Source organism: Leptospira ellinghausenii, assembly GCF_003114815.1.
GTDB lineage: Bacteria > Spirochaetota > Leptospiria > Leptospirales > Leptospiraceae > Leptospira_A > Leptospira_A ellinghausenii.
This window is the reverse complement of record NZ_BFAZ01000003.1, coordinates 228232-251343: the sequence shown is the minus strand read 5'-3', so window position 1 is coordinate 251343 and position 23112 is coordinate 228232. Positions and strand designations below refer to the sequence as shown.

The 23112-nt window shown below is 42.4% G+C and carries 20 protein-coding genes and 2 tRNA genes; 4 read left to right on the top strand and 18 right to left on the bottom strand.

The genetic code is table 11. The features are described from left to right. Positions 1-10: 10 nt before the first annotated feature. The 16 genes from rplC to DI076_RS03340 form a co-directional block, all read right to left on the bottom strand. Positions 11-634, bottom strand: a complete 624-nt coding sequence (gene rplC, locus DI076_RS03415; RefSeq protein WP_108958619.1) for a 50S ribosomal protein L3 — start codon at positions 632-634, stop codon at positions 11-13. A gap of 11 nt (positions 635-645) precedes the next feature. Next, positions 646-954 (bottom strand): 30S ribosomal protein S10, encoded by a 309-nt coding sequence (rpsJ, locus tag DI076_RS03410; protein ID WP_002974412.1) that lies wholly within the window; start codon positions 952-954, stop codon positions 646-648. A 5-nt stretch (positions 955-959) separates the two neighbouring features. After that, on the bottom strand, positions 960-2165 hold the full coding sequence (gene tuf / locus DI076_RS03405) for an elongation factor Tu (protein WP_108958618.1): 1206 nt from the start codon (positions 2163-2165) through the stop codon (positions 960-962). Positions 2166-2214: 49 nt separating this feature from the next. Next, the gene (locus tag DI076_RS03400; protein WP_108958617.1) at positions 2215-4155 is read right to left on the bottom strand and encodes an elongation factor G-like protein; all 1941 of its coding nucleotides are present in this window, start codon (positions 4153-4155) and stop codon (positions 2215-2217) included. A gap of 79 nt (positions 4156-4234) precedes the next feature. Further along, the gene (gene rpsG / locus DI076_RS03395; RefSeq protein WP_015678186.1) at positions 4235-4708 is read right to left on the bottom strand and encodes a 30S ribosomal protein S7; all 474 of its coding nucleotides are present in this window, start codon (positions 4706-4708) and stop codon (positions 4235-4237) included. Between the two features lie 14 nt (positions 4709-4722). After that, complete coding sequence (gene rpsL, locus DI076_RS03390) at positions 4723-5097, bottom strand: 30S ribosomal protein S12 (protein WP_004783543.1); 375 nt, start codon at positions 5095-5097, stop codon at positions 4723-4725. A gap of 146 nt (positions 5098-5243) precedes the next feature. Beyond that, entirely contained in the window at positions 5244-9545 is a 4302-nt protein-coding gene (rpoC, locus tag DI076_RS03385) for a DNA-directed RNA polymerase subunit beta' (protein WP_108958616.1), read from the bottom strand. Positions 9546-9559: 14 nt separating this feature from the next. After that, positions 9560-13246 (bottom strand): DNA-directed RNA polymerase subunit beta, encoded by a 3687-nt coding sequence (gene rpoB, locus DI076_RS03380; protein ID WP_108958615.1) that lies wholly within the window; start codon positions 13244-13246, stop codon positions 9560-9562. Positions 13247-13371: 125 nt separating this feature from the next. Then, positions 13372-13755 carry a 50S ribosomal protein L7/L12 gene (gene rplL / locus DI076_RS03375; RefSeq protein ID WP_012388946.1) on the bottom strand — a complete coding sequence of 128 codons (384 nt, stop codon included), beginning with the start codon at positions 13753-13755 and terminating at the stop codon, positions 13372-13374. A 35-nt stretch (positions 13756-13790) separates the two neighbouring features. Further along, positions 13791-14324, bottom strand: a complete 534-nt coding sequence (rplJ, locus tag DI076_RS03370; RefSeq protein WP_108958614.1) for a 50S ribosomal protein L10 — start codon at positions 14322-14324, stop codon at positions 13791-13793. A gap of 12 nt (positions 14325-14336) precedes the next feature. Next, entirely contained in the window at positions 14337-15029 is a 693-nt protein-coding gene (rplA, locus tag DI076_RS03365) for a 50S ribosomal protein L1 (protein ID WP_100721691.1), read from the bottom strand. 25 nt (positions 15030-15054) lie between these two features. Continuing rightward, positions 15055-15480 (bottom strand): 50S ribosomal protein L11, encoded by a 426-nt coding sequence (gene rplK / locus DI076_RS03360; RefSeq protein ID WP_100721689.1) that lies wholly within the window; start codon positions 15478-15480, stop codon positions 15055-15057. Positions 15481-15519: 39 nt separating this feature from the next. Next, entirely contained in the window at positions 15520-16074 is a 555-nt protein-coding gene (gene nusG / locus DI076_RS03355) for a transcription termination/antitermination protein NusG (protein WP_004783847.1), read from the bottom strand. An 8-nt stretch (positions 16075-16082) separates the two neighbouring features. Continuing rightward, positions 16083-16271, bottom strand: coding sequence for a preprotein translocase subunit SecE (gene secE / locus DI076_RS03350; protein ID WP_002973751.1), 189 nt, complete (start codon positions 16269-16271; stop codon positions 16083-16085). Positions 16272-16310: 39 nt separating this feature from the next. Beyond that, positions 16311-16384 (bottom strand) — tRNA-Trp (locus DI076_RS03345). A gap of 5 nt (positions 16385-16389) precedes the next feature. Beyond that, positions 16390-16461, bottom strand: a tRNA-Thr gene (locus tag DI076_RS03340). 215 nt (positions 16462-16676) lie between these two features. Between DI076_RS03340 and DI076_RS03335 the strand changes: the two genes are divergently transcribed. The 3 genes from DI076_RS03335 (at position 16677) to DI076_RS03325 (ending at position 18657) form a co-directional block, all read left to right on the top strand. Next, on the top strand, positions 16677-17369 hold the full coding sequence (locus DI076_RS03335; protein ID WP_100728582.1) for a histidine kinase: 693 nt from the start codon (positions 16677-16679) through the stop codon (positions 17367-17369). Between the two features lie 72 nt (positions 17370-17441). Continuing rightward, positions 17442-18209: an SDR family NAD(P)-dependent oxidoreductase gene (locus tag DI076_RS03330; RefSeq protein ID WP_108958613.1), complete on the top strand. Its 768-nt coding sequence runs from the start codon at positions 17442-17444 to the stop codon at positions 18207-18209. 148 nt (positions 18210-18357) lie between these two features. Then, a complete protein-coding gene (locus DI076_RS03325) occupies positions 18358-18657 on the top strand; it encodes an ArsR/SmtB family transcription factor (RefSeq protein WP_012388953.1) in 300 nt (99 codons plus the stop codon). Between the two features lie 3 nt (positions 18658-18660). On the opposite strand, the gene rfaD is transcribed toward DI076_RS03325, so the two are convergent. Further along, positions 18661-19632, bottom strand: coding sequence for an ADP-glyceromanno-heptose 6-epimerase (gene rfaD / locus DI076_RS03320; RefSeq protein WP_108958612.1), 972 nt, complete (start codon positions 19630-19632; stop codon positions 18661-18663). A gap of 92 nt (positions 19633-19724) precedes the next feature. Then, positions 19725-21506: a UbiD family decarboxylase gene (locus DI076_RS03315; protein WP_108958611.1), complete on the bottom strand. Its 1782-nt coding sequence runs from the start codon at positions 21504-21506 to the stop codon at positions 19725-19727. 44 nt (positions 21507-21550) lie between these two features. On the opposite strand from DI076_RS03315, the gene DI076_RS03310 reads away from it, so the two are divergent. Continuing rightward, positions 21551-23101 carry a phosphatase domain-containing protein gene (locus tag DI076_RS03310; protein ID WP_439957263.1) on the top strand — a complete coding sequence of 517 codons (1551 nt, stop codon included), beginning with the start codon at positions 21551-21553 and terminating at the stop codon, positions 23099-23101. The last annotated feature ends 11 nt before the right edge of the window (positions 23102-23112 follow it).

Below are 23112 nucleotides of genomic sequence, written 5' to 3'. Positions count from 1 at the left end.
TTCTACCTATCTATCCGATTTTTTCTATCGTAACGATACCACGTTCCCTTCCTGGAACCGGACCGGATACAAATACTAAGTTAGCATCTGCATCAATTTTTACTACTTTTAGGTTTCGAACAGTTGTCTGTTCAGAACCCATTCTTCCACCCATCTTCAAACCCTTGAACACACGTCCAGGAGTTGTGTTCGATCCAATCGAACCAGGGTGTCTTTGGAAACGAGAACCGTGCCCAGCAGGACCACCAGCAAATCCATGGCGTTTTACAACACCTTGTGTTCCCTTCCCTTTAGAAGTTCCGGTAACCTTTACTGTATCATTCAAAGCAAAAACATCAGCGAGTTTCACTTCTGAACCCACTGCAACTTCTTCAAATCCTTTGAATTCAACCAAAGTTTTTTTAGGAGTCGCGATATTCGCCTTTTTAATATGTCCAACTTCGGCCTTTGTTAAGTGTTTTTCTTTGGCATCACCAAATGCTAATTGAACAGCTTCGTAGCCGTCATTCGCAGCAGTTTTTACCTGGGACACAAAACAAGGACCCACGCGTAAAACAGTAACAGTTACCATCTTACCGTCGTTATTGAATATGTGGGCCATGCCCAATTTTTCGCCGATTAAACCTTTAGCCATGGATCCTATCCTTAGGATTTAATATCTACGGAAACTCCAGCAGGGAGTTGAAGCTTCATCAGGGCTTCTACCGTATCTTCATTCGTATTTAAAATATCGATGAGTCTCTTGTGAGTTCTCATTTCAAATTGTTCTCTAGCTTTTTTATTCACGTGCGGAGAACGTAATACCGTGTAGATTTCTTTTTTCGTTGGAAGTGGGATAGGACCGGAGACAGTAGCTCCAGTCCTTTTCGCAGTTGCAACGATTTCAAAGGTTGATTGGTCAATCAACCGATGATCGAAAGCTTTTAACTTAACGCGAATTCTTTGTCCAGCCATTGCGATTACTCAACGATCTCCGCAACAACACCAGAACCAATCGTTCTTCCACCCTCACGGATAGCGAACTTCAAACCTTGGTCCATAGCAATTGGGTGGATAAGTTCGATTGACATCGTAACGTTATCACCTGGCATAACCATCTCCATTCCACCAGGAAGGTTACAAACACCAGTGATGTCTGTAGTTCTGAAGTAGAATTGTGGGCGATAGTTATTAAAGAATGGAGTGTGACGTCCACCTTCGTCTTTTGTAAGGACGTAAACTTCCGCTTTAAATTTTCTGTGTGGAGTAATTGTACCCGGTTTCGCAAGAACTTGACCTCTTTCGATGTCTTCTTTTTTCGTTCCGCGAAGAAGAGCACCAATGTTGTCCCCTGCTTCTGCTTGATCGAGAAGTTTGCGGAACATCTCAATACCAGTAACAACTGATTTAGATGTATCACGAATACCAACGATCTCGATCTCATCGTTGATCTTAAGAACTCCTTGCTCAACACGACCTGTTGCAACAGTTCCACGACCAGTGATAGAGAATACGTCCTCTACTGGCATTAGGAAAGGTTTATCAACAACACGTGTAGGGTTTGGAACGTAAGTATCAACAGCTTCCATCAATTTCAAAATGGATTTCATACCTAGGTCAGAATCTTCACCTTCTAGAGCTTTTAATGCAGATCCGGAAATGAAAGGTGTTTTATCACCAGGGAAGTTGTATTTGTTAAGAAGGTCTTTGATTTCCTCTTTAACCATCTCAATCATGTCTTCTCTTTCGTCAGCAGCGAGCATGTCTGCTTTGTTCAGATAAACAACGATGTAAGGAACACCAACTTGGCGAGCAAGAAGGATGTGTTCTTTGGTTTGAGGCATAGCACCGTCAGTTGCAGAAACTACGAGAATCGCAGCATCCATCTGAGCAGCACCAGTAATCATGTTTTTAACATAGTCCGCGTGACCTGGACAATCTACGTGTGCATAGTGACGGTTAGGAGTTTCATATTCCTGGTGAGACGTTGCAATAGTAATCCCACGAGCCTTTTCTTCTGGCGCGTTGTCGATTTGGTCGTAAGCAATCGCTTTGTTTTTTCCACCAACTAACTTCGCAAGCGTTGTTGTGATTGCTGCTGTTAGCGTAGTTTTACCGTGGTCAACGTGACCAATTGTTCCGATGTTTAAGTGTGGTTTTGAACGGTCAAATTTTTCTTTAGCCATTGTTAGAATCTACTCCTCAATCGTGGTGCAAGACCCGATATTCGGTTCTTTACTCCTTTAGAACTGCATAAAATTCAGAGGTAAAAGCAGTCCTTTCCCAAGAAATGCCAATCCCTTTGGTCATGTTTCTAAGAGCCCCTGAAAAGCCAAGCAGGTTTTCTGCCGATGCATTGGCTTTTAAGTGACTCTTCCCTGCCACAGCCTCATAGGTGGATACCACCTTTGCGTTCCTGCGACTTAGATCAGAAAGAACTACACCCAAATGGTTTGCGTCTACCATCACTTCGATCTCAGTGAGGGGACCAACCAAATATGTGTTTGACGGAAAACTTTCCTTCACTCCTGCAAGTATTGCTACTTTGAGTAAAGTGAGAGTGGTTTGTAAATCCCCCGGAGGCATCTCATACGAGAGCACTCTTAGTCTCAGGCCACAAACTTCCTCACCGTAAAACCCGTGTAAGCAGGCTTCCATAAAGGACGTTTCTATCGAATGTTTTACTTCTTCCGGAAGACTTACCTCGAAGGCAATTTGCTTCGAAAAATCGGCAGTATCTTCCAGGACTGCGATGAGCGCGCCGCTTGACTTTTGGTCTTCAAAGGCACGATGCTCTAGGGCAACCTTATGAGACATTTTTTTAAAAAGCTCTAATTTGGCAATGTTTATCGAACTAAATGAGAGTTTTTTTTCTGTTTTCTCGGAAATCCTTCGGATTCCAATATCTAAATGGAGTTCCCCTCGGCCAAATAGAACGATTTGTCCAGTTTCTTCTTTCAGTTCCAGCTGGTAACCGGGATCTTCCCAAATTAACTCCTTTAAGCGACATAACCAAAAATCCTTCTCCGCAGTCATCTCTGGTTCTAACACCACAGAAAACGGACTCAGTTCCGAAATTGTGTGTTTGGAACTGTTTGCGTTGGACACACTCGCTAGGTATACAACTGGATTCCCTGGTTCCATTTGGAAATGTTCATTTTCCCGAACGAGTGCAAGTTTTCCTTTGGTAAGGGAACCTACTCCTTCCAAAGTTTCTGCTGATAAAAAAGAAAGGGAGAGGTTAGTATCGTAACCAATCGGGATGGTTTTCTCCCTTTTGGTTTGGTCTTGTGTTTCCTTTGCGAAAAGAAGGACTTCCATCACCTTCTCGGTTGGTAATGAAATCGTTGGGCAAATGACCGCATAACGACCGATTTGTGGATCTGTCCTTCTTGACAGAACAAGGAGTGGAGAATGAGAAATTGGTTCAATCTCCTTTGGATTTGTCCACAAAACAAGATCTAGAAGTTCACGAACCCCTTCACCGGTTTTGGCAGAACCACCATACACTGGGAAAAGTTTCCCTTCCCCTGTCCCCTTTTGTAAGGAAAATTTTGGTAGTTCCGATGTTTCGCTTTCTTCTTTCCAGAATGTTAACAGTAATTCTTCATCACATGCGAGTAATTCTTCCTTCGTGGTTTTGGTAAAAACTCTTTCGTTTTGCAAGTAGTATTCCCAACCATGGTCTCCTTTTTGGAATAAGGATACGGGAGGTATTTGTAATATCTCTTCCAACGAAACGAGTGTATCAAGGTAGTCTTCTGCAAACCGGTCCAATTTGTTGATGAAAAAAACGATGGGGATCTTTGCCTTTCGTAACTCTTCAATCACTAACCTTGCTTGGGATTGTACAACTGTACCTGCTTCCAAAATGACAATCGCAGATTCCATTGCGGGAAGAAGGTCCGTCACTTGGTTTCGAAAATCGATATGACCAGGAGTGTCGATGAGTTGGATTTCAAATGTTCCAAAACTTGTTGTCCAAGGGACAACATGGAAAGTGGTACGGATAGAGATCCCTCTTTCAATTTCTTCTTGGAGTTGGTCTGATTCGGTATTCCCATCTTCAATGGTTCCAACAGCGGAAATTTTACCAGCTTCGAATAAGATTCGTTCGGTGAGGGTAGTTTTCCCAGAATCGATATGAGCAAAAATGCCAACTGTGCGGTAGATCATGGTTTATGGGATGAATGTAGAAATAAAAAAGCCAGGTATAAAACCTGGCTTATCAATGTTTGGAATCGAATAAAAGGGATTACCAGCGGTAATGAGAAAATGCCTTGTTGGCATCTGCCATCTTTCTGATGTCTTCTTTTTTCTTGATCGCAGATCCTGTGCCTTTTTGGGCTTCCATGAATTCTGCAGCCAATTTGTTTTTCATAGATTTTTCGTTTCTGCCACGGCTATATTTGATCAGCCATCTGATTCCAAGTGCGAGACGTCTTTCTGGACGAACTTCAATTGGTACTTGGTAAGTGACACCACCCACTCGGCGGGATTTTACTTCCACTTGTGGTTTTGCATTTTCCAAAGCTTCTTGGAAAACAGCAAAAGGATCTTGTCCTGTTTTTTTCGCAATAACTTCTAATGCATCGTAGAACACAGCTTCAGCGACACTTTTTTTACCATCTACCATTAGGCAGTTGATAAACTTCGAAATCACTTTGTCGTTGTATTTTGGATCGCCTTCGATGTGGCGCGGTTCAACTTTTCCTCTTCTTCTAGACATATACCTTTCTCCGATTACGCTTTAGGACGCTTCGCGCCGTATTTAGAACGTCCTTTGCGACGTTTGTCCACACCGAGTGTATCCAGTGTTCCACGAATGATATGATAACGAACCCCTGGTAAATCTTTTACCCTTCCCCCACGAATGAGAACCACGTTGTGTTCTTGGAGGTTATGGCCTTCGCCTGGGATATATGCTGTGACTTCAATTCCTGTTGTCAAACGAACCCTTGCTACTTTACGAAGAGCCGAGTTAGGTTTTTTAGGAGTGAAAGTCATCACTCTTGTGCAAACTCCACGTCTTTGTGGGCATGCCTTTAGAGCGGGAGATTTAGTTCTTTTCTTTTGGTCTTCTCTTCCAATGCGGATGAGCTGGTTAATTGTAGGCATTCGATTCCTTCTTCTACTTCTCTATTTAAAAAAATAATGACGTTTTCGTCCAAAATTCCAGACAGGGACATTTTGTAAACGAAAACATGATTTTTGTCCCTAGAAACCATCCAAATTGGATGATTTCTAGAAGATTTCTTTAGTGACTAATCGTCATCGTCCTCATCATCTGAGTCGTCAGCTTCTTCTTCTAATTCATCCTCGTCTTCATCTTCCTCCGCCACAAGTCTTGAAAGAGTGGCAGTCGAAACTGGAGCTGATTCTGAAATTTCAGATACTTCTTCTTCCTCATCTTCTGATTCCAAGTCCCAATCCAAATCCCCAGGCATTTCTTTGAAAACTTCAATGTCACGGTATTTTTTCATACCCGTTCCCGCAGGGATCATGTGACCAATGATGACGTTTTCTTTCAGACCCATTAGGTTATCTGTTTTCCCTTTGATAGCCGCATCGGTCAGAACCTTAGTGGTTTCTTGGAAGGATGCTGCTGAGAAATAAGACTCAGTGTTAAGAGATGCTTTGGTAAGACCAAGAAGCACTGGTGTTCCTTGTGCAGGAGATCCACCCTCTTGTTCCACTCGGTCGTTTTCTTCGTCAAAGAGGAATTTATCCACTTGTTGTTGGTTTACGAACGATGTGTCCCCACTATCAGTGATGATCACCTTACGAAGCATGGAACGAACCACAACTTCAATGTGTTTATCATTGATATGAACCCCTTGTAAACGATATACCTCTTGCACTTCGGACACTAAGTATTCATGAAGGGCACTTGGTCCTTTGATCGCAAGGATATCATGTGGATCAAAGTTTCCTTCATCCAACTGGTCTCCTCGTTTCACAAAGTCACCTTGGCGCACACGAATTTGTTTTCCAACTGGGATGGCAACTTTTACTTTTTCTTGTTCTGCCGTTTCTGGAATGATGTAGAGAATTCGTTTTTCTTTTACGATTTCTCCTTTGTCTTCAATCTTTCCGTCAATTTCAGCAAGTGTGCAGGCGTCTTTTGGACGACGTGCTTCGAAAAGTTCATCTACCCTTGGAAGACCACCCGTGATATCACGAGTTTTTTCAGCAACCGATGGGATTTTGAAAATGATATCCCCTTCTCTAACTTTGTCCCCATTTTGGAATTGGAGAAGTGCGTCTACTGGAACTGAATAACTATCAGATCCAACGATCACTTTTGGAACGAGACGGTCTTTTTTCTGTTCTACTACTTTTAAAATGATATTGGATGTTTTAGGGTCTACGTCACGACGAACGTTTTTACCAATTTCCAAATCTTCCCATTGAATCGTTCCTGCCGTTTCCGAAACAGCCACTTCGTTAAAAGGGTCAAACTCAGCAAGGGCTTTGTTTTCCTCAACGATTTGACCTTCTTCTACTTTTAAGATGGTTCCGATTTTGACTGGAATGACAATGTCATCCCCTAGAATACGAAGTGTAGTTCCGACGAGGGAAACAACACCTGCTTGGTCAGAAGTGATTCGTTGTTCTGTGGATTCACCCACTTGCGTTGCGAACACTTCCCCTTTTTCTAGACGTTGTCCATCTACGATTCGAACACTGGATAAAGACTCCGTGTTGAACTCTTGGATGAGTCGGTTTACGATGATGGTTCCGCGACGAGCAAAAACTTTTGCAGAGTTTGCGTTCGTCACAAGACGACCGTTAATTGATTTTACGATCGAACGATAAGGAACTTTATGTTCTCTTTCGGAAATGGTAGCGGAAGCCGCACCACCCACGTGGAAGGTTCTCATGGTCAACTGTGTTCCAGGTTGGCCGATGGACTGAGCTGCAATGGTTCCAACTGCTTCCCCAATCTCAGCAGGCACCAGGCGAGCCATGTCCATACCGTAACATTTTGTACAAATTCCATGACGGGAACGGCAAGTGAGTGGCGATCTTACTTTGATTTTATCGTAACCAAGGTTTTCAATCTGTTGGCCAAGAGCTCTTGTGATGAGTGTATCTTTTGGAAATACCACTTTTTCTGTCACAGGGTCTACAAGGTCTTCAGCTGTGTAACGGCCGAACACTCTGTCCGCAAGAGAAACAATTACGTTTTCCCCTTCTTTTACGATTCCGAGAGTGATATTTGCTTTTGTTCCGCAATCATCTTCTGAAACGATCACGTCTTGGGAAATATCCACAAGACGACGAGTGAGGTAACCCGCATCGGCTGTTTTTAAGGCAGTATCCGCAAGACCTTTTCTTGCACCATGTGTGGAGATAAAAAATTCTAATACACCAAGACCTTCACGGAAGTTCGAACGAATCGCAAGTTCGATGATTTCACCGGACGGTTTCGCCATAAGGCCCCGCATCCCAGCAAGCTGACGGATCTGTTGTTTTGACCCACGAGCACCAGAAGCTGCCATGACGTAAACCGGGTTGAATCCCGCTTGGTCTTTTTCGAGTTCCTTGAACATCCCTTCGGTAATGCGGTCATTGGTTTTGGTCCAAATTTCGATTACTTTTTTACGACGTTCTTCGTTTGTAATGATACCTTTACGGTACTCCATATCCGCTTTTTCAACTTCTTTGTTGGCATCATTTACGAGTCCTTCTTTTTGAGGAGAAACTCGGATGTCATCAATGGAAATTGTAGGAGCAAATACAGTCGCGTAACGGTAACCAAGTCGTTTGATTTCATCTAACATCACAACTGTGATCCCTGGTCCAAACTTCTCGTATACGTCTGCAATGATTTTGTTTGTTTCTTTATCACCGAGGGTTCTGTTGATATAAACATACCCTTTTGGCATCACTTGGTTGAAGATAAGTCTTCCAGGTGTAGTTTCGATGATTTTCCCTTCGTGAAGAACGGAAATTTTGGAGCGAATCTCAACGGTTTTTGTTTCAATCGCATACATCACTTCTTCGAGACCTGTGAAGAATTTACCCTCTCCTTTTCCGTCTTTGACTTCAGAAGTGAGGTAATAAATTCCAAGAACGATATCTTGTGTTGGTCCGCAAATCGGTTGTCCGTTTGCAGGGTTTAAGATGTTATGCGGAGATAACATAAGCATCCAAGTTTCAAGCTGTGCTTTTGGAGCAAGAGGTACGTGGATAGCCATTTGGTCCCCGTCGAAGTCGGCGTTAAACGCGTGACATACGAGTGGATGGAGTTTGATTGCTTTTCCTTCTACAAGGACTGGTAAAAATGCTTGGATTCCAAGTCTGTGAAGAGTCGGAGCACGGTTAAGGAGCACTGGGTGTTCTTTAACAACTGTTTCCAATACATCAAAAACTTCTTTGTCTTCGGCTTCTATTTTTTTCTTCGCAGATTTGATGTTTGGTGCAAGTTCCAAATCCACAAGGCGTTTCATGATGAATGGTTTGAAAAGTTCCAAAGCCATTTTTTTAGGAAGACCCATTTGGTGGTATTTGAGTTCGGGACCCACAACGATCACCGAACGACCAGAATAATCTACCCGTTTCCCGAGTAGGTTTTGGCGGAACCGACCTTGTTTTCCTTTGAGCATATCGGAGATCGATTTAAGCGGACGATTTCCTTTTCCTTTCACAGTACGTTTACGACGGCTGTTATCAAAAAGAGCATCTACTGCTTCTTGTAACATACGTTTTTCGTTTCGAACAATGATCTCTGGAGCTTTGAGTGCAAGAAGTCGTTTGAGTCGGTTGTTTCTATTGATCACACGGCGATACAAATCGTTAAGGTCGGAAGTCGCAAAACGTCCCCCCTCGAGTTGCACCATCGGGCGAAGTTCTGGTGGGATGACCGGAACTACATCAAGCACCATCCACTCAGGACGGTTTCCAGAATCACGGAATGCTTCTAAAACTTCGAGGCGTTTAAAAATACGTTTGTCAGAGATTTTGTTTTTGTCTTGGATCTTTTGGCGGATCACACGAGCTTCTGCGTCCACATCAATGCGTGCGAGAAGTTCTTTGATGGCGTCCCCACCGATCCCTGCGATAAACTTATCACCGTACTCATCTAAATAATTGTGGTATTCATCTTCATCGATGAGTTCCCCTCTGTTCCTTCCGGAATCAGCTGGGTCAATGATCACATACTTTTCAAAGTAAAGAACACTTTTGAGTTGGTTGATCGTCATATCGAGAAGGAGTCCCATACGAGATGGAACCGATCGGTAGTACCAAATGTGCGAAACTGGGGCTGCAAGTTCTATATGCCCCATCCTTTCACGACGTACTTTGGAGTGAGTTACCTCAACACCACATTTATCGCAAACCACACCCTTATAACGGATGGATTTGAATTTACCGCAGTAACATTCCCAATCCTTTGTGGTTCCAAAGATTTTTTCGCAGAAAAGACCATCTCGTTCCGGTTTTAGGGTACGGTAGTTAATCGTTTCAGGTTTTTTGACTTCCCCAAACGACCACTCTTTGATCCGCTCGGGTGATGCCAAACGGATCGTAATCGATTCAAAACTATTGTAATTTCTCATACTTTTTCCCTTCCCTAAACGTTTTCAATGGTCTCGAATTTGATTTTCTTTTTGTTTTTCGAGAATTCATCTTCGTAATCAGAGATATCCACTTCCAATCCTTCGGAGTCCTTGATGATGATATCGAGTGCTAGACCTCGGAGTTCTTGCACAAGAACGTTGAAGGACTCTGGGATACCCGGTTTAATCGAGTGGATACCTTTAACAATCGCTTCGTAAATTCTTGCACGACCTAACATATCATCTGACTTAATGGTGAGTAACTCTTGTAAGGTGTGTGATGCACCATACGCTTCTAGAGCCCAAACTTCCATCTCCCCTAACCTTTGTCCCCCGAACTGCGCCTTACCACCTAGTGGTTGTTGCGTTACGAGTGAGTAAGGTCCGGTAGACCTTGCATGGATTTTGTCATCCACCAAGTGAGCCAGTTTTAACATGTAAATGTATCCGCAGAAAACTTGGTTGATGAATTTTTCACCTGTTCTTCCGTCGAATAACTGAAATTTGCTGTTTCCTGGTAAACCTGCTTTTTGGCAGAATTCGTGAACATCACCTTCACTCGCTCCATCAAAAACAGGTGTTTCAAAATTGATCCCTAGTTTTTTCGCAGCGAAACCAAGTTGTGTTTCAAAAATCTGACCGAGGTTCATACGGGAAGGAACACCGAGAGGGTTCAGAACGATATCAACGGGAGTTCCGTCTTCCATGTATGGCATATCTTCTTGTGCCATCACACGTGCAACTACCCCTTTGTTTCCGTGTCGACCCGCCATCTTATCACCCACAAGGAGTTTACGTTTACGAGCCACATACACTTTCACCATTTCTTCCACGCCAGCAGCGAGTTCATCGCCAGTTTCACGGGAATAACGTTTGATATCGATCACAGTTCCTTCAAAACCGTTTGGCATACGAAGAGAGGAATCTCTTACTTCTTTTGCCTTTTCTCCAAAGATAGAGTGTAATAATTTATATTCTGGAGTGAGGTCAGTTTCCCCTTTAGGAGTCACCATACCAACAAGGATGTCACCTGGTTTTACTTCAGCACCCACACGAATCACACCTGATTCATCCAAATCACGGAAGGCTTTGTCCGAAAGGTTTGGAATGTCACGAGTGATTTGTTCTTGTCCGAGTTTGGTTTCCCGAGCTTGGATTTCGAATTCTTCAATGTGAATGGAAGAGAAAACATCGTCTTTGATGATACGTTCAGAGATAAGAATCGCATCCTCAAAGTTATAACCTTCCCAAGGCATAAATGCCACAAGGACGTTACGTCCAAGTGCCAAATAACCAGCGTCAGTGGAAGGACCATTCGCAAGGACAGTTCCTTTTTGGAGGATTTGTCCGAACTCACCGTATTTTTCCCCTTTGATGATCTGGCCGGCAACTGGAGCTCCAATTCCGATATCTTGTCCTTCTTTGACAACAGCATGGAATTGTACGTCTTCCGATAATACCAATTCGTGAGTTTCCTTTTCACCATTCGGAGTTGTCACTTCGATCCGTTCTTTGGAAACCTTACTCACCTTACCACCAGTTGTGGTATGGAGCATGGACACGTTTGGTTTTTGATTAAAACATGTACCTTGGTTTGTTTTTTTGAATTTAATGAGCGGGTAGTGCACAATCTCTTTGGATTGGTCTTCTTTCACCCAGACTCCTGTTGCATCCACTTTGGATACCACACCGTCTTTTTTCGCTACGATACAAACACCAGCGTCATAAGCTGCACGAGCTTCCATACCAGTTCCCACAAAAGGAGCTTCTTCTGTGAGAAGTGGAACTGCTTGGCGTTGCATGTTCGAACCCATGAGAGCGCGGTTCGCATCATCATGTTCGAGGAATGGAATGAGAGCTGTGGATACAGACACAACTTGTAAAGGAGCAAGGTCCATGTACTGGATCTCAGATGGGCTACGGAACGGGAAGTCCCCTCTGTGGCGAGTGGAAATGAGTTTGGAAGTAAATTCTCCCTTCTCATCCACAGTCGAATTTGACTGCGCCATATAGTGGTATTCTTCTTTATCAGCAGTGAGATACTCTACTTGTTTTTGGACTTTTCCATTTTTGACAAGGCGGTATGGAGTTTCAATGAATCCATAATCGTTAACCCTTGCAAAACTAGACATGGATAGAATGAGACCAATGTTTGGACCTTCCGGTGTTTCAATTGGGCACATACGACCATAGTGAGAATAATGAACGTCACGAACTTCGAAACCTGCTCTGTCACGAGAAAGACCACCAGGTCCAAGAGCGTTTAACCTACGTTTGTGGGTTAGTTCCGCTAGTGGGTTTGTTTGGTCCATAAACTGAGAAAGTTGAGAAGATCCAAAAAACTCATTGATCACAGCCGTGATTGGTTTGATGGAAATGAGAAGTTGCGGAGTTTGTTGTTCAGGCTCTTGAACGGTCATTCTTTCTTTGATGACACGTTCTACCCGAGAGAATCCTAGTTTCAATTGGTTTGCAATGAGCTCACCCACAGAACGAATCCTTCTATTTCCTAAGTGGTCAATATCATCTGGGTAGTAGTTTTCTGCCTCAGACATTAGCATCACAAGGTAACGAACCGTTTCAATGATGTCTTGTTTTCTTAAAACTCTGTCATCAGCTTTTGAGAATTCTTTAGGATTGTTGAATTCAAATTTGCTATTGATTTTGTAACGACCTACGACACCCAAATCAAACGTTTTGTGTGAGAAAAAGAGCCTTTTGAGTTCTGCTTCTGCGTTCTCAATTGTAGAAGGTTCACCCGGACGCATGATGGTGTGAAATTTTTTCACAGCATCTTCGTAGTCGTTGACTCCGTCTTTTTCCAGGCAGTTGATGAGAACTGGATTGTCTTTTCCTTTTGGAAATTCAATGACATCCACATCTTTTACCTTCATTTCACGAAGGATGGAGATATTATCCTCATTGATTTTGGAACCAGCATCGAGCATGACCTCGCCTGTTTCCATGTTGATGATATCAGCGATGGTTCGGCGACCAATCAGACGTTTGAGGTCTTTTGGATTGGCACCAGCTATCTTCATTTTACTGGAACCGTAAAACAAACGTAATACTTCTTCGTTTGTTCCCATTCCCATAGCCTTTACAAGTAAGGTAGCCGGAAATTTTTTCTTACGGTCGATTTTGGCAACAAGGATACCTTTGTTGTCCATCTCAAATTCCAACCAAGAACCCCGGTAAGGAATCACACGAGCCGAGAATGTATCTCGCACTTGGTCATAAGAAAAGAAAATACCAGGAGATCTGTGGAGCTGACTAACCACTACCCTTTCTGCACCGTTGATGATGAAAGTACCGTGGTCTGTCATCACAGGTAAGTCACCCATATAGACAACTTGTTCGCGGATTTCACCTGTGTCCTTGATGATGAGTCGAATGACTGCTTTCAGTGGAACCGCATAAGAAGAATCTGTGTCCTTACATTCTTGAGGATCACGTTTCGGTTCCCCTAACACATAATGGCCATATTCCATGACCATATCGTTGTTTGGTGATTCGATTGGAAAAGATTCACGAAAAACTGCTTCCAACCCTTGGTTTAAACGTTTGGTCGGATCTTTCACTTCCGACTGGAGAAACCAATCAAAGGATTTTTTCTGTACGTAGATAAGATTAGGAAGTAAATTGAGGTCGGTAATTTTACCGAAATTTACCCGGTTTCTAATTTGCATTCGGGTATGCATGGAATACTCTCCCTAGAGACGTCAAAATAATAGATGGTATGATAAACGAAAAAATAGAGGTGGGGACGCCTACGGCCTCCCTGCCTCTAAGTTTTTGAAGACTGGGTTTAAAAATTGGCAACCGATTAACCGGCAGCAGCAACTTCTACTTGAGCCCCAACACCTTCGAGTTTTTTCTTAATATCAGCAGCTTCATCTTTAGAAACCCCTTCTTTCACTGATTTTCCACCAGCTTCCACAAGAGTTTTCGCATCTGCTAATCCAAGACCAGTGATTTCGCGAACGAGTTTAATAACGTCGATCTTTTTGTCACCGTGTGCTTTCAAGATAACATTGAAAGTTGCTGGTTCTTCAGCAGCAGCAGCGCCACCACCTGCACCCGCAACAGCCGCTACCGCAACCGGTGCAGCAGCAGAAATCCCGAATTTCTCCTCCATCTTTTTCACTAGGTCAGCAGCCTGAACTAATGTAAGACTTCCAATTTGTTCTAATAGCGCGTCAACAGACATCTATATTCTCCTTATCCTACTAATCACTATGATTACTAATTGCCGTTTTTCTCGGCTACAGCATTGATGGCGCGAGCCAATGATGCCATGATTTGATTGATTCCAGAAGCAATTTGCGTTGCAGGAGCATTGATCCCACGAGCAACTTGCGCAAGAAGTTCTTGTTTGGACGGAAGTCCAGCAATCGCCTCTACTCCAGACTTACCCAAAACCTCACCGTCCATATAGCCGGTTTTGATTTCGAGTTCCTTCTTATCTTTTGCAAAGTCCTTACAAACTTTCGCTACTGCTGGAAGTGCATCCAGAGAGAAAATCGCTGCAAGTGGCCCTTTGTAAACATCCCCAAAATCAATGGAGTTGTTTTTATGTTCAGAAGACTCTTTTAATGCACGGAGAAAAAGGTTGTTTTTGATCACCTTCATCTCTGATCCTTCTTTGCGAAGTTTCGCACGAAGGTTAGACATATCTTCAACAGTTAAACCGCTGTAAGATGCTAAAATAAAGTTAGGTCGTTTTTCCAAACGACTCTTAAGTTCTGATACTGCTTCAATTTTAGATGGATTTGCCATTGTTCTTACTCGTTATATGTTAGCGTTTACTAGTTCTTTTACATCGACTTTCACGCCGATTCCCATAGTCGCTGCTACAGAGAAAGACTTAAGATAATCTCCCTTCGCGTCGGAAGGTTTGTCTTTCATAAGTGCTGCAACAACAGCATTGATGTTATCAGAAAGTTTATCATCTGAGAAGGAACATTTTCCTACTCCTAAGTGAACCACTCCCCCTTTATCAGGACGGTATTCAATACGACCCGCTTTGAGTTCTTTCACTGCTTTTGTTACATCAGTAGTGACAGTTCCTGCCTTTGGTTTTGGCATAAGGCCTTTACGACCAAGAACTGGACCAAGTTTACCAACTTCCTTCATCATATCAGGAGTTGCCACACAAGCGTCAAAATCAGTCCATCCACCAGAAACTTTTTCAATCAGGTCCATATCGCCAACAAAATCAGCACCAGCTTCTCTTGCTTCGTTTTGTTTGTCTCCTTTGCAGAAAACCAAAACCTTAATTGTTTTTCCAGTTCCGTGAGGAAGAGAAATTGTCCCTCTTACGTTTTGAAGAGATTTATAATTGATTTTAGTAGAGATCTCTAAAGTCCCGTCGAACTTTGAGTAACTGGTCGCTTTCGCTAAACCGACTGCCTCACCAAGGGTATAAGCCTTTGTGCGATCGACTTTCTCTTTGAGTTGGATGTATTTTTTGCCGCGTTTCATGACTTCGGTTCCCGTTTCCTAATGATTACTCGACGTTAACACCCATGGAACGGCAAGTTCCAGCAATGATTTTCACTGCTGCATCTAAGTCGTTCGCATTGAGGTCTTCCATCTTCGTTTTTGCAATTTCTTCTAGTTGTGCGCGTTTGATCGTTCCTACTTTCACAGTGTGAGGAGTAGCAGATCCACCTGGAATCCCAAGTGCCTTCATGACAAGAAGAGCAGCTGGAGGTGATTTAGTGACGAATGTAAAACTTCTGTCGGAATAAACAGTAATCACCACCGGGAGTTTGAGCCCCATTTGGTTTTTTGATCTCTCATTGAACTGTTTACAAAATTCCATGATATTGAGTCCGGCCTGACCAAGTGCAGGTCCTACCGGAGGAGCTGGGTTTGCTTTCCCTGCTTCTACTTGGAGTTTAATTTGTTTTACTACTTTCTTTGCAGCCATCTCGTTTCAAGTTCCTTACTAAAAGTCAATCTATCAGTTCTATTGTTCCGATTTTACTTGGAGGTAATCCAACTCCACAGGAGTGGATCTTCCAAAAATTTCGACTCGGACACGAAGCCTTCCTTTGTCAGGGAAAATTTCATCTACAAGCCCAGTGAAATTGGCAAACGGACCATCTATAATTTTCAATGTTTCGCCCACTTTGAAGAGGAAACGTGGTCGTGATACTTCTTCCGATTCCACACTTCCCACATCACTGAAGAGATTCTTGATCTCATCGAGTGAAAGTGGTTCCGGACCTTTTCCTTTTCCGCCTACAAACGTAGACACAGAAGGTAAGTTCTGGATTTTAAACCGAAGGTCATCCGTCATATTCATCTCAACGAGAACATAACCCGGCATGAGTTTTTTCTTCGTGACCTTCTTTTTGCCGTTTTTCATTTCGGCAACTTCCATTGAAGGAATTTTCACCGAAAAGATCTGGTCTTCCAGCTTTTGTTGTTGGACCATCTTTTCAATGTTAGTTTTCACCTTATTCTCATGACCAGAATAAGTCTGAAGCACATACCATTTTTTATCTAAAGAATCGCCCACTTCCCTACCTATGTTCCTAATGCCCAGAACCACTTTAACAGTTTCAAGAAAACAAAATCCGAAGCTGATAAAAATAAGGAAAAGATAAATACTGTAACTAGGACTACAACGGTAGAACTCACCACTTCTTGGCGCGTAGGCCAATGTACTTTTTCAAGTTCTGCTTTACATTCCTGAATGAAACTCGTAGCTTTCATTGATCCTTGTCCTGTTTCTCTAATTCTATATTCCGTAGTTGGCAGGGCTGGAGAGAATCGAACTCCCACCAAGGACTTTGGAGATCCTAGTTCTACCATTAAACTACAGCCCTAAACAAGCCCTCTACCAGGCTTGAACTGGCGACCCCTTCCTTACCATGGAAGTGCTCTACCACTGAGCTAAGAGGGCAAACGTTTCCCACCCAAGCGCGGGTTTCCAAGCGAGGCTAGGTTTTTTACACTATTTTAAATGAGGCTCATTGGTCAATGGAAAATGAGTTTATTTCCTGGAAATGGTAAAAAAACAGGAAATTTGGTGATTTTCCAGTCTGATTTTAGTTGTGGATTTCCCGGTTCGATAATAGAACCATGTGGGAGAAACTCACACAGTATAAGGAATGATTCGTGGCGAAACCCTTTGTAGAATTAGAAGCACAAATCCCCGATTTAGTAAAGGCAAAATCGAAAATCGTCGTCCGCTCGTCTCGGATGAATCGCCAGTTGGAACAGTATGTGCTTGGGCTCATCACTCATATCCTAAACGAAGTGGGACAATCTCAATTTGTGGAAATGTTGTACACCATTTCCAAAGAACTCACCATCAACGGAATCAAAGCCAACCAAAAACGAGTCTTTTTTGAAGATGAAGGACTCGACATTACAGATGAAGCAGATTATTTCCAAGGGATCAAAGAGTATTCCAAAAAGTTCTCAGAGAAAATGGCAGATGAATATGGGAAACGATGCCTGGCCCGCGGTGTATATGTGCAAATCAAATTCCACTATTGTTTGGACGGACTCCTTGTGGAAGTGACAAACAACACTCCCGTCATCAAAACGGAAGAAGTTCGGATGAGAGAAAAAATGAAAAAGTCCATGGGTTATAATGACATCGCTGAATTTTACATGGACAATATGGACAATACAGAAGGTGCTGGACTTGGAATTGCCCTCATCATGATCCTTCTCAAAAACGAAGGTGTTGACCCTAACCTATTTCGTATCATCACTCACGAAGACAGAACAGTAGCCAGAGTGGAAATTCCATTTAACGACAATTATGTGTCGTTTCGCAGTGCCGAACTAGCAGAAATATAATTCGTTTTTGACTAAATTATTTCTACTGTAATTGTATCGACCTAGTGTCTGCCCTTTTCGAAACTGGTGGACATGGAATTAAAAGGTGCAAACATTCTCGTCACCGGATCTGCCGGTGGACTCGGAAAGGCAATGGCATACCGTCTCGGTAAGTCGGGTGCCAATATCATTCTCTCGGACATCCAAAAAGACAAATTGGACGAAACCGTTTCTCTCTTTCAAAAAGAAGGAATCAAAACAACTGGAATCGTTGCCAATGTTGCTAAAGAAGAAGATAGTATCCGACTCATTGAAGAAGCTGCGGCATTTCAAGGAAGCCTTGATGTAGCAATTTTGAATGCAGGAATCTTAAGAGACGGACTTCTCATTCGCGTGGACAAAGAAACCGGAAAAGTCAAAGGCAAAATGGGTCTCGACCAATGGCAATCTGTCATCGATGTCAACTTAACTGGAGTTTTCTTAACTGGTAGAGAAGCAGCAGCCAAAATGGTAGAACAAAAAAAAGGGGTCATCATCCCTATTGCCTCCATTGCCATGCATGGGAATTCTGGACAAACCAATTACAGTGCAGCAAAAGCTGGTGTTGCAGCCATGACTGTCACTTGGTCGAAAGAACTCGCGAAGTTCGGAATCAGAGTGGCAGGTATTGCCCCTGGATTTATCGGAACAGAAATGGTTCTAAAAGATATGAACCCAGAAGCCTTGGCAAAATGGAAGTCCATCATCCCCGTGGGAAGACTTGGAGAACCAGATGAAATAGCGTCTACAGCTGAGTTTATCATTATGAACGATCTTGTTACAGGTGTGGTTTTGGAAATCTCTGGTGGTGTCCGAATCTAACTTCGATTAATCCTTTTTTGCCTTCTTTTCGTACATAGGAGGCAAAAAAATTTGTGAATATATTTTGTCATTTTTTTAACAAACGATAAAAATTTCGTAGGTAAATTGGGTATGTTTTCGTCATAAGGATATAACGGAATCCTTACCGATGAAAATAAAAACAGAACTATCGAAACAACAATTGGAACAAGCGATTAAAGGAATTCAAGGGATAGCCCACCCGATTCGTTTGCTCATCCTTTATACTTTGGCAAAAGAAGAAAAAACAGTAGGTCAACTCGTGGAATTACTTGGCACGAGCCAATCGGCCGCCTCTCAACACTTAAGCAAAATGAAAAACAATGGAATCTTGGAATCCCGAAAGTCTTCGAACCAAGTGTTCTATCGTTTGAAAGATGCTAAGTTCAAAGATTTAATCCAAACCATTGTAAAAGTGTACAAAAAATAAGCATTACTTCGCTTCTAACGATAAGAGGCGAACGTATTCTTTTATGGAATCCTGGAGGTTTGTAAAACCGAAAGGATATCCTGCTTTCGTTAACTTTTCCATATCAGCGCAGGTGTAATATTGGTATTTGCCTTTTAAAGACTCTGGCATTTCCACATATTCAATGTTTATCGGCGCGTCCATGGCATTAAAAAGAGCAAAAGCTAAGTCATTCCAAGTTTCTGCCATTCCTCGCCCGACATTGTACAGTCCGTATTTTCGTTCACTGAGTAAATAGACGCTGATTTTACTCGCATCCTTTACATACAAAAAATCTCGTTTTTGTTCCCCATCTTTGTATTCTGGTTTGTAGGATTTAAAAAGTTTTAGTTTGCCTGTGTCTCGGATTTGTTCATACCCTTTGAGAACTAAACTACGCATATCCCCTTTGTGAGCTTCGCCATATCCAAACACATTGAAATATTTGAGTCCAATGAGTTTGTCTGCAATCTTCGTTTTTTTTGCATACAAATCAAATAGGTGTTTTGAATAACCATACATATTGAGGGGTTTTAAAGTTTCGATCGGGGCTTTGTCATCATATCCGAATTCACCTTCCCCATAGGTTGCCGCACTTGATGCGTATAAAAAAGGTATGTTTTTTGTAAGAGCAAACTCAGCTAGTTTTTTCGTATAATGGAAGTTATTCTGGATTAGATACGTTGCATCTTTTTCCGTTGTGGCAGAACATGCACCTAAGTGGTAAATTTCGGAAATCTCAGAAAGAAGAGGATGGCCGGCATCCAAAAATCTTTCAAACTGATCCTTTTCACAATACTCTGTAAAAAAATTCCTTTGGAGATTTTTCCATTTGTCTGTTGTTCCCAAATGGTCCACAACCAAAATGTCGGTGTTTCCATTATGGTTTAAGTCTTCTATGATTTGCGAACCTATGAGGCCCGCACCGCCAGTGACTAGAGTCAGTTTTTTTGCCATTTCTCTGATGATTCTTTTTTCCTAAGAGATTCCATCTATCAACTTTTCTCCCGGATTTGGGAAAAGAGTTTCAGAAAGTTTCCGTATTGTCTTTAGCCCAATGGCAAGGAATCGATCCATTTGCCAAATCGTTCTTCCACTTGTTTGACTGTTTCTGGTAAAGCAGTCAGAACTTCTGGGATCCAAGGTTTCATACGGCAATCAAATACAATGGGAACTTGGTAGGATATATGGTTCCGAATGGTTTCTGTCCTTGCATAGACATCTGCTGCAGGTTCCATCCTTGTAAACATAGTCCAAATAAAATCGGAATCCGATTTCACAGCATCTTCCGAGTCGTCCACAAGAAATACATACGAAAACTTACCTAAATCTTCAGAGAGTAGTGTTTCCGCCAAACGATCATTTGGTTTAAATTCAGAACCTTTGACAACAAGAACACCGGGTAAAAACACTTTTGGGTTTTGAAAACGTTTGTCTTTAAAACTTCCATTAAATTCTCTAGGAAGATTTATATTGATGATGGGTTTGTTTGGATCCGTAATTCCCATCCAAAGAAGTTTACTCCCCTTGTTCACTGTTCCACTGGTATAATCCAAAGTATCTTGGCTGATATTACTAAAGATAAAAAAATCAGTCCTTGGATCACTTCGTTCTGTGATGACTCGGAATGTATCTGAAAAGTTTTTAAGATTCACCTTCTCGTTTGTCACAAGTAAACATTTTGTGAGAGACAACTGCCCTTCTCCTAAAATGCGAAGTGCTCCCATAAAGGCTTCGCGGAAATAACGTTCTTTGACAATTGCCGCGGCAAGAGAATGAACACCTGATTCCTCATAGGCCCATACCCCAAGAACTTGAGGCATCACAAGGGGAAACATTGGTGATAATAAGTCTTGTAAGAATTCAGCAATATAATGGTCTTCTTGTGGAGGTCTTCCCACAACCGTTGCTGCCCAAATAGCATCTTTACGGTGGAGGATGTGAGAGAGCTCTAAGTAAGGGTAATCGTGTAACAACGAATAGTATCCATAATGGTCTCCAAACGGACCCTCCGGTCTTCGTAATTTAGGTGGTATGGATCCAATGAGAGCAAAATCAGCATCGGCAACAATTGGATATGGAGAAACCAATTTGTCTTTTTTCATCCGCAGTTTTTCTCCCATGAGAAAGGAAGCAAATACAAGTTCCGGAATTTCTTCGGGCAGTGGTGCCACAGCGGCAATGGTGAGAGCGGGTGGCCCACCGATGTAAACATGTGCAGGGAGGGATTTGTTTTCCTTTTCTGCTTCGTAATAATGAAACCCACCTCCTCTATGGATTTGGATGTGCATACCAACCGTCTTTTCACCAAACAGTTGCACACGATACATCCCCAAATTACCGTTTCCTGAACTGGGATGTTGGGTATAAACGAGAGGTAAGGTGACAAAGGGACCACCATCTTTTGGCCATGACACAAGTCCTGGAAGTTCTTCCACTCGAGGAACACTGCCATCTAAAATGGGTGCTCGCCTGACTTGTTTTAAACCTACCTGAAACGGCAAAAGTCCAAGGGAACGTTCTTTCCAAAGTTTGGAAAACCGTGGTGGAAAAATCTCTTTAGCAAGTTTGGCAAGCCTTGCTATCGTTTGCACAGGTTTTTCGCCAAAAGCCAAATGGATTCGTTTTTCAGAACCATAAAGATTGGTAGCCACAGGAAACTTGGTTCCCTTTACATTCGTAAAAAGCAGTGCTGGTCCTTTCCTCGCGACCACTCGCCTTTGGATTTCAGCTAATTCTAAATTAGGGTCAACCAACTCGGAAATGACCCGGAGCTCTCCCTCTTTTTGTAAAAGTTTTACAAAATCATTCGTAGATCGTAGTGATGCCATAAAAAGGAATAGACGGCTCCTTGTTTTCTTAGACGCTTAAAGGCATAAATTCTATGTCCCAAGAACCAAATACTTCACAACCTATCATTACCGATATCAAAAGAATCGCAGTCTGCGGTGGATCGCTAGGAAGAGAACGACGCTCCTATGTACGTGGTCAGGTAGTCGATGTAGGGATTACCGATTTAATGAAGGCAGATGGCCTTTGGGACCTTGTGACAGGGTTATTTAAGGGGGATGAAACCAAAATCACTCCCTTCCTTGATTTTTCCCTCGCTCCGGTTCGCAAACCAGTTTTAAAATTAGAAGTCAATGATACTACAGGCAAACTCATCTATACCTCTGGTAAAATCAAAGCAGATGAGGATGGTTTTTTCTCTTGTGAAATCCGTGACAAACTGCCAGTAGGATCACATGATTTCCAAGTCATTTTAGAGGGATTGGACAGTTTCCGCCAGTATTCCAAGGACTTAGCCCATTTAAATGCCACCGAAAATTCCATCTTAGGAAGGACAACCATCGTTGGAAAAGGGAAACTGCGGATCATCGCAGAAGACTACCAAGGAATAGTAGTCACTTCGGACATTGACCAAACCTATCTGGCAACGGACATTCACTCAGGAAAGGGAAAATTCTCTGCGTTATTCGAGACACCTAACCAAAAACAGGCGCTTCCAGGTATGCCCGAATTGTACAGGGAACTGAGGATTAATTTAGAGAATGCTCCCCTCGCCTTTATCTCAGCAAGCCCTCATTTTTTTCGAAGGACAATGCTTGCCACTATTGCAAAAGATAACATTCACATAGAATCCTTACACTTAAAGTACTTAGAAGGAACCATCAAAGGGGTATTTGATAAAGTCATCGATACAATTTTCAATCCTCTTACATTTTTCCAAAATGGATTCAAACCCGCTTGGTCACGAACTAAAAAATTCCTTGGCGCCTCATACCAAAGCCTATTCGACCAAATGTCTTATAAACTTTCTATTCTTCTGTATGACCGAATTTATTTACCCACAAATTCTAAGGAGATCCTTCTCGGGGATAATACAGAATCCGATTATATGATCTTCACACTCTACCAATTGATCTGTATGGGAAAATTAAGTGGAGACGAGTTAGAAGAATATTTATACCAATTGAATTTTTTAGGTAGAGATGCGATCACAAGAGACGCAGCAAAAAAAATCAGACTGTATGCGGAAGAAATCTTAAGGATCCACGGCCCTAAAAACCCAGTATCTCTAACTCTCATCAATCGCACAATCCATGGGCCAAGTGAATTGGATATGATCCAAAAAGTAAAAGATGCCCTACCAGAAGGTGTTTTCGAAACAGAATTTTCAAAGAGACCTCCTTTTTACGGAACAGAAGGTGCCATGGGAATGGCCATCCTTTTAGAGAATCATGGTTATTTAGATCCCAACCAAATTTTAAGTATCATCGCCGGTATGATTGGAAAAGTTTTGGAAGGAAAACTTGTAGATGAAACCTTTATTCTAAAACAACTCGATGAGTTAACACTTCCCCAAGAAGCGGAAGGAACAAGAGCCAAAATCAAAGAGAATTTAAAATCTGCGTTTTTGAACTAGACCAAAAACGC

Excerpts from the sequence above, each read along its gene's own strand:
- rplC (WP_108958619.1), bottom strand. The coding sequence starts at position 634 with ATGGCTAAAGGTTTAATCGGCGAAAAATTGGGCATGGCCCACATATTC.
- rpsJ (WP_002974412.1), bottom strand. The coding sequence starts at position 954 with ATGGCTGGACAAAGAATTCGCGTTAAGTTAAAAGCTTTCGATCATCGG.
- tuf (WP_108958618.1), bottom strand. The coding sequence starts at position 2,165 with ATGGCTAAAGAAAAATTTGACCGTTCAAAACCACACTTAAACATCGGA.
- DI076_RS03400 (WP_108958617.1), bottom strand. The coding sequence starts at position 4,155 with ATGATCTACCGCACAGTTGGCATTTTTGCTCATATCGATTCTGGGAAA.
- rpsG (WP_015678186.1), bottom strand. The coding sequence starts at position 4,708 with ATGTCTAGAAGAAGAGGAAAAGTTGAACCGCGCCACATCGAAGGCGAT.
- rpsL (WP_004783543.1), bottom strand. The coding sequence starts at position 5,097 with ATGCCTACAATTAACCAGCTCATCCGCATTGGAAGAGAAGACCAAAAG.
- rpoC (WP_108958616.1), bottom strand. The coding sequence starts at position 9,545 with ATGAGAAATTACAATAGTTTTGAATCGATTACGATCCGTTTGGCATCA.
- rpoB (WP_108958615.1), bottom strand. The coding sequence starts at position 13,246 with ATGCATACCCGAATGCAAATTAGAAACCGGGTAAATTTCGGTAAAATT.
- rplL (WP_012388946.1), bottom strand. The coding sequence starts at position 13,755 with ATGTCTGTTGACGCGCTATTAGAACAAATTGGAAGTCTTACATTAGTT.
- rplJ (WP_108958614.1), bottom strand. The coding sequence starts at position 14,324 with ATGGCAAATCCATCTAAAATTGAAGCAGTATCAGAACTTAAGAGTCGT.
- rplA (WP_100721691.1), bottom strand. The coding sequence starts at position 15,029 with ATGAAACGCGGCAAAAAATACATCCAACTCAAAGAGAAAGTCGATCGC.
- rplK (WP_100721689.1), bottom strand. The coding sequence starts at position 15,480 with ATGGCTGCAAAGAAAGTAGTAAAACAAATTAAACTCCAAGTAGAAGCA.
- secE (WP_002973751.1), bottom strand. The coding sequence starts at position 16,271 with ATGAAAGCTACGAGTTTCATTCAGGAATGTAAAGCAGAACTTGAAAAA.
- DI076_RS03330 (WP_108958613.1), top strand. The coding sequence starts at position 17,442 with ATGGAATTAAAAGGTGCAAACATTCTCGTCACCGGATCTGCCGGTGGA.
- DI076_RS03325 (WP_012388953.1), top strand. The coding sequence starts at position 18,358 with ATGAAAATAAAAACAGAACTATCGAAACAACAATTGGAACAAGCGATT.
- rfaD (WP_108958612.1), bottom strand. The coding sequence starts at position 19,632 with ATGGCAAAAAAACTGACTCTAGTCACTGGCGGTGCGGGCCTCATAGGT.
- DI076_RS03315 (WP_108958611.1), bottom strand. The coding sequence starts at position 21,506 with ATGGCATCACTACGATCTACGAATGATTTTGTAAAACTTTTACAAAAA.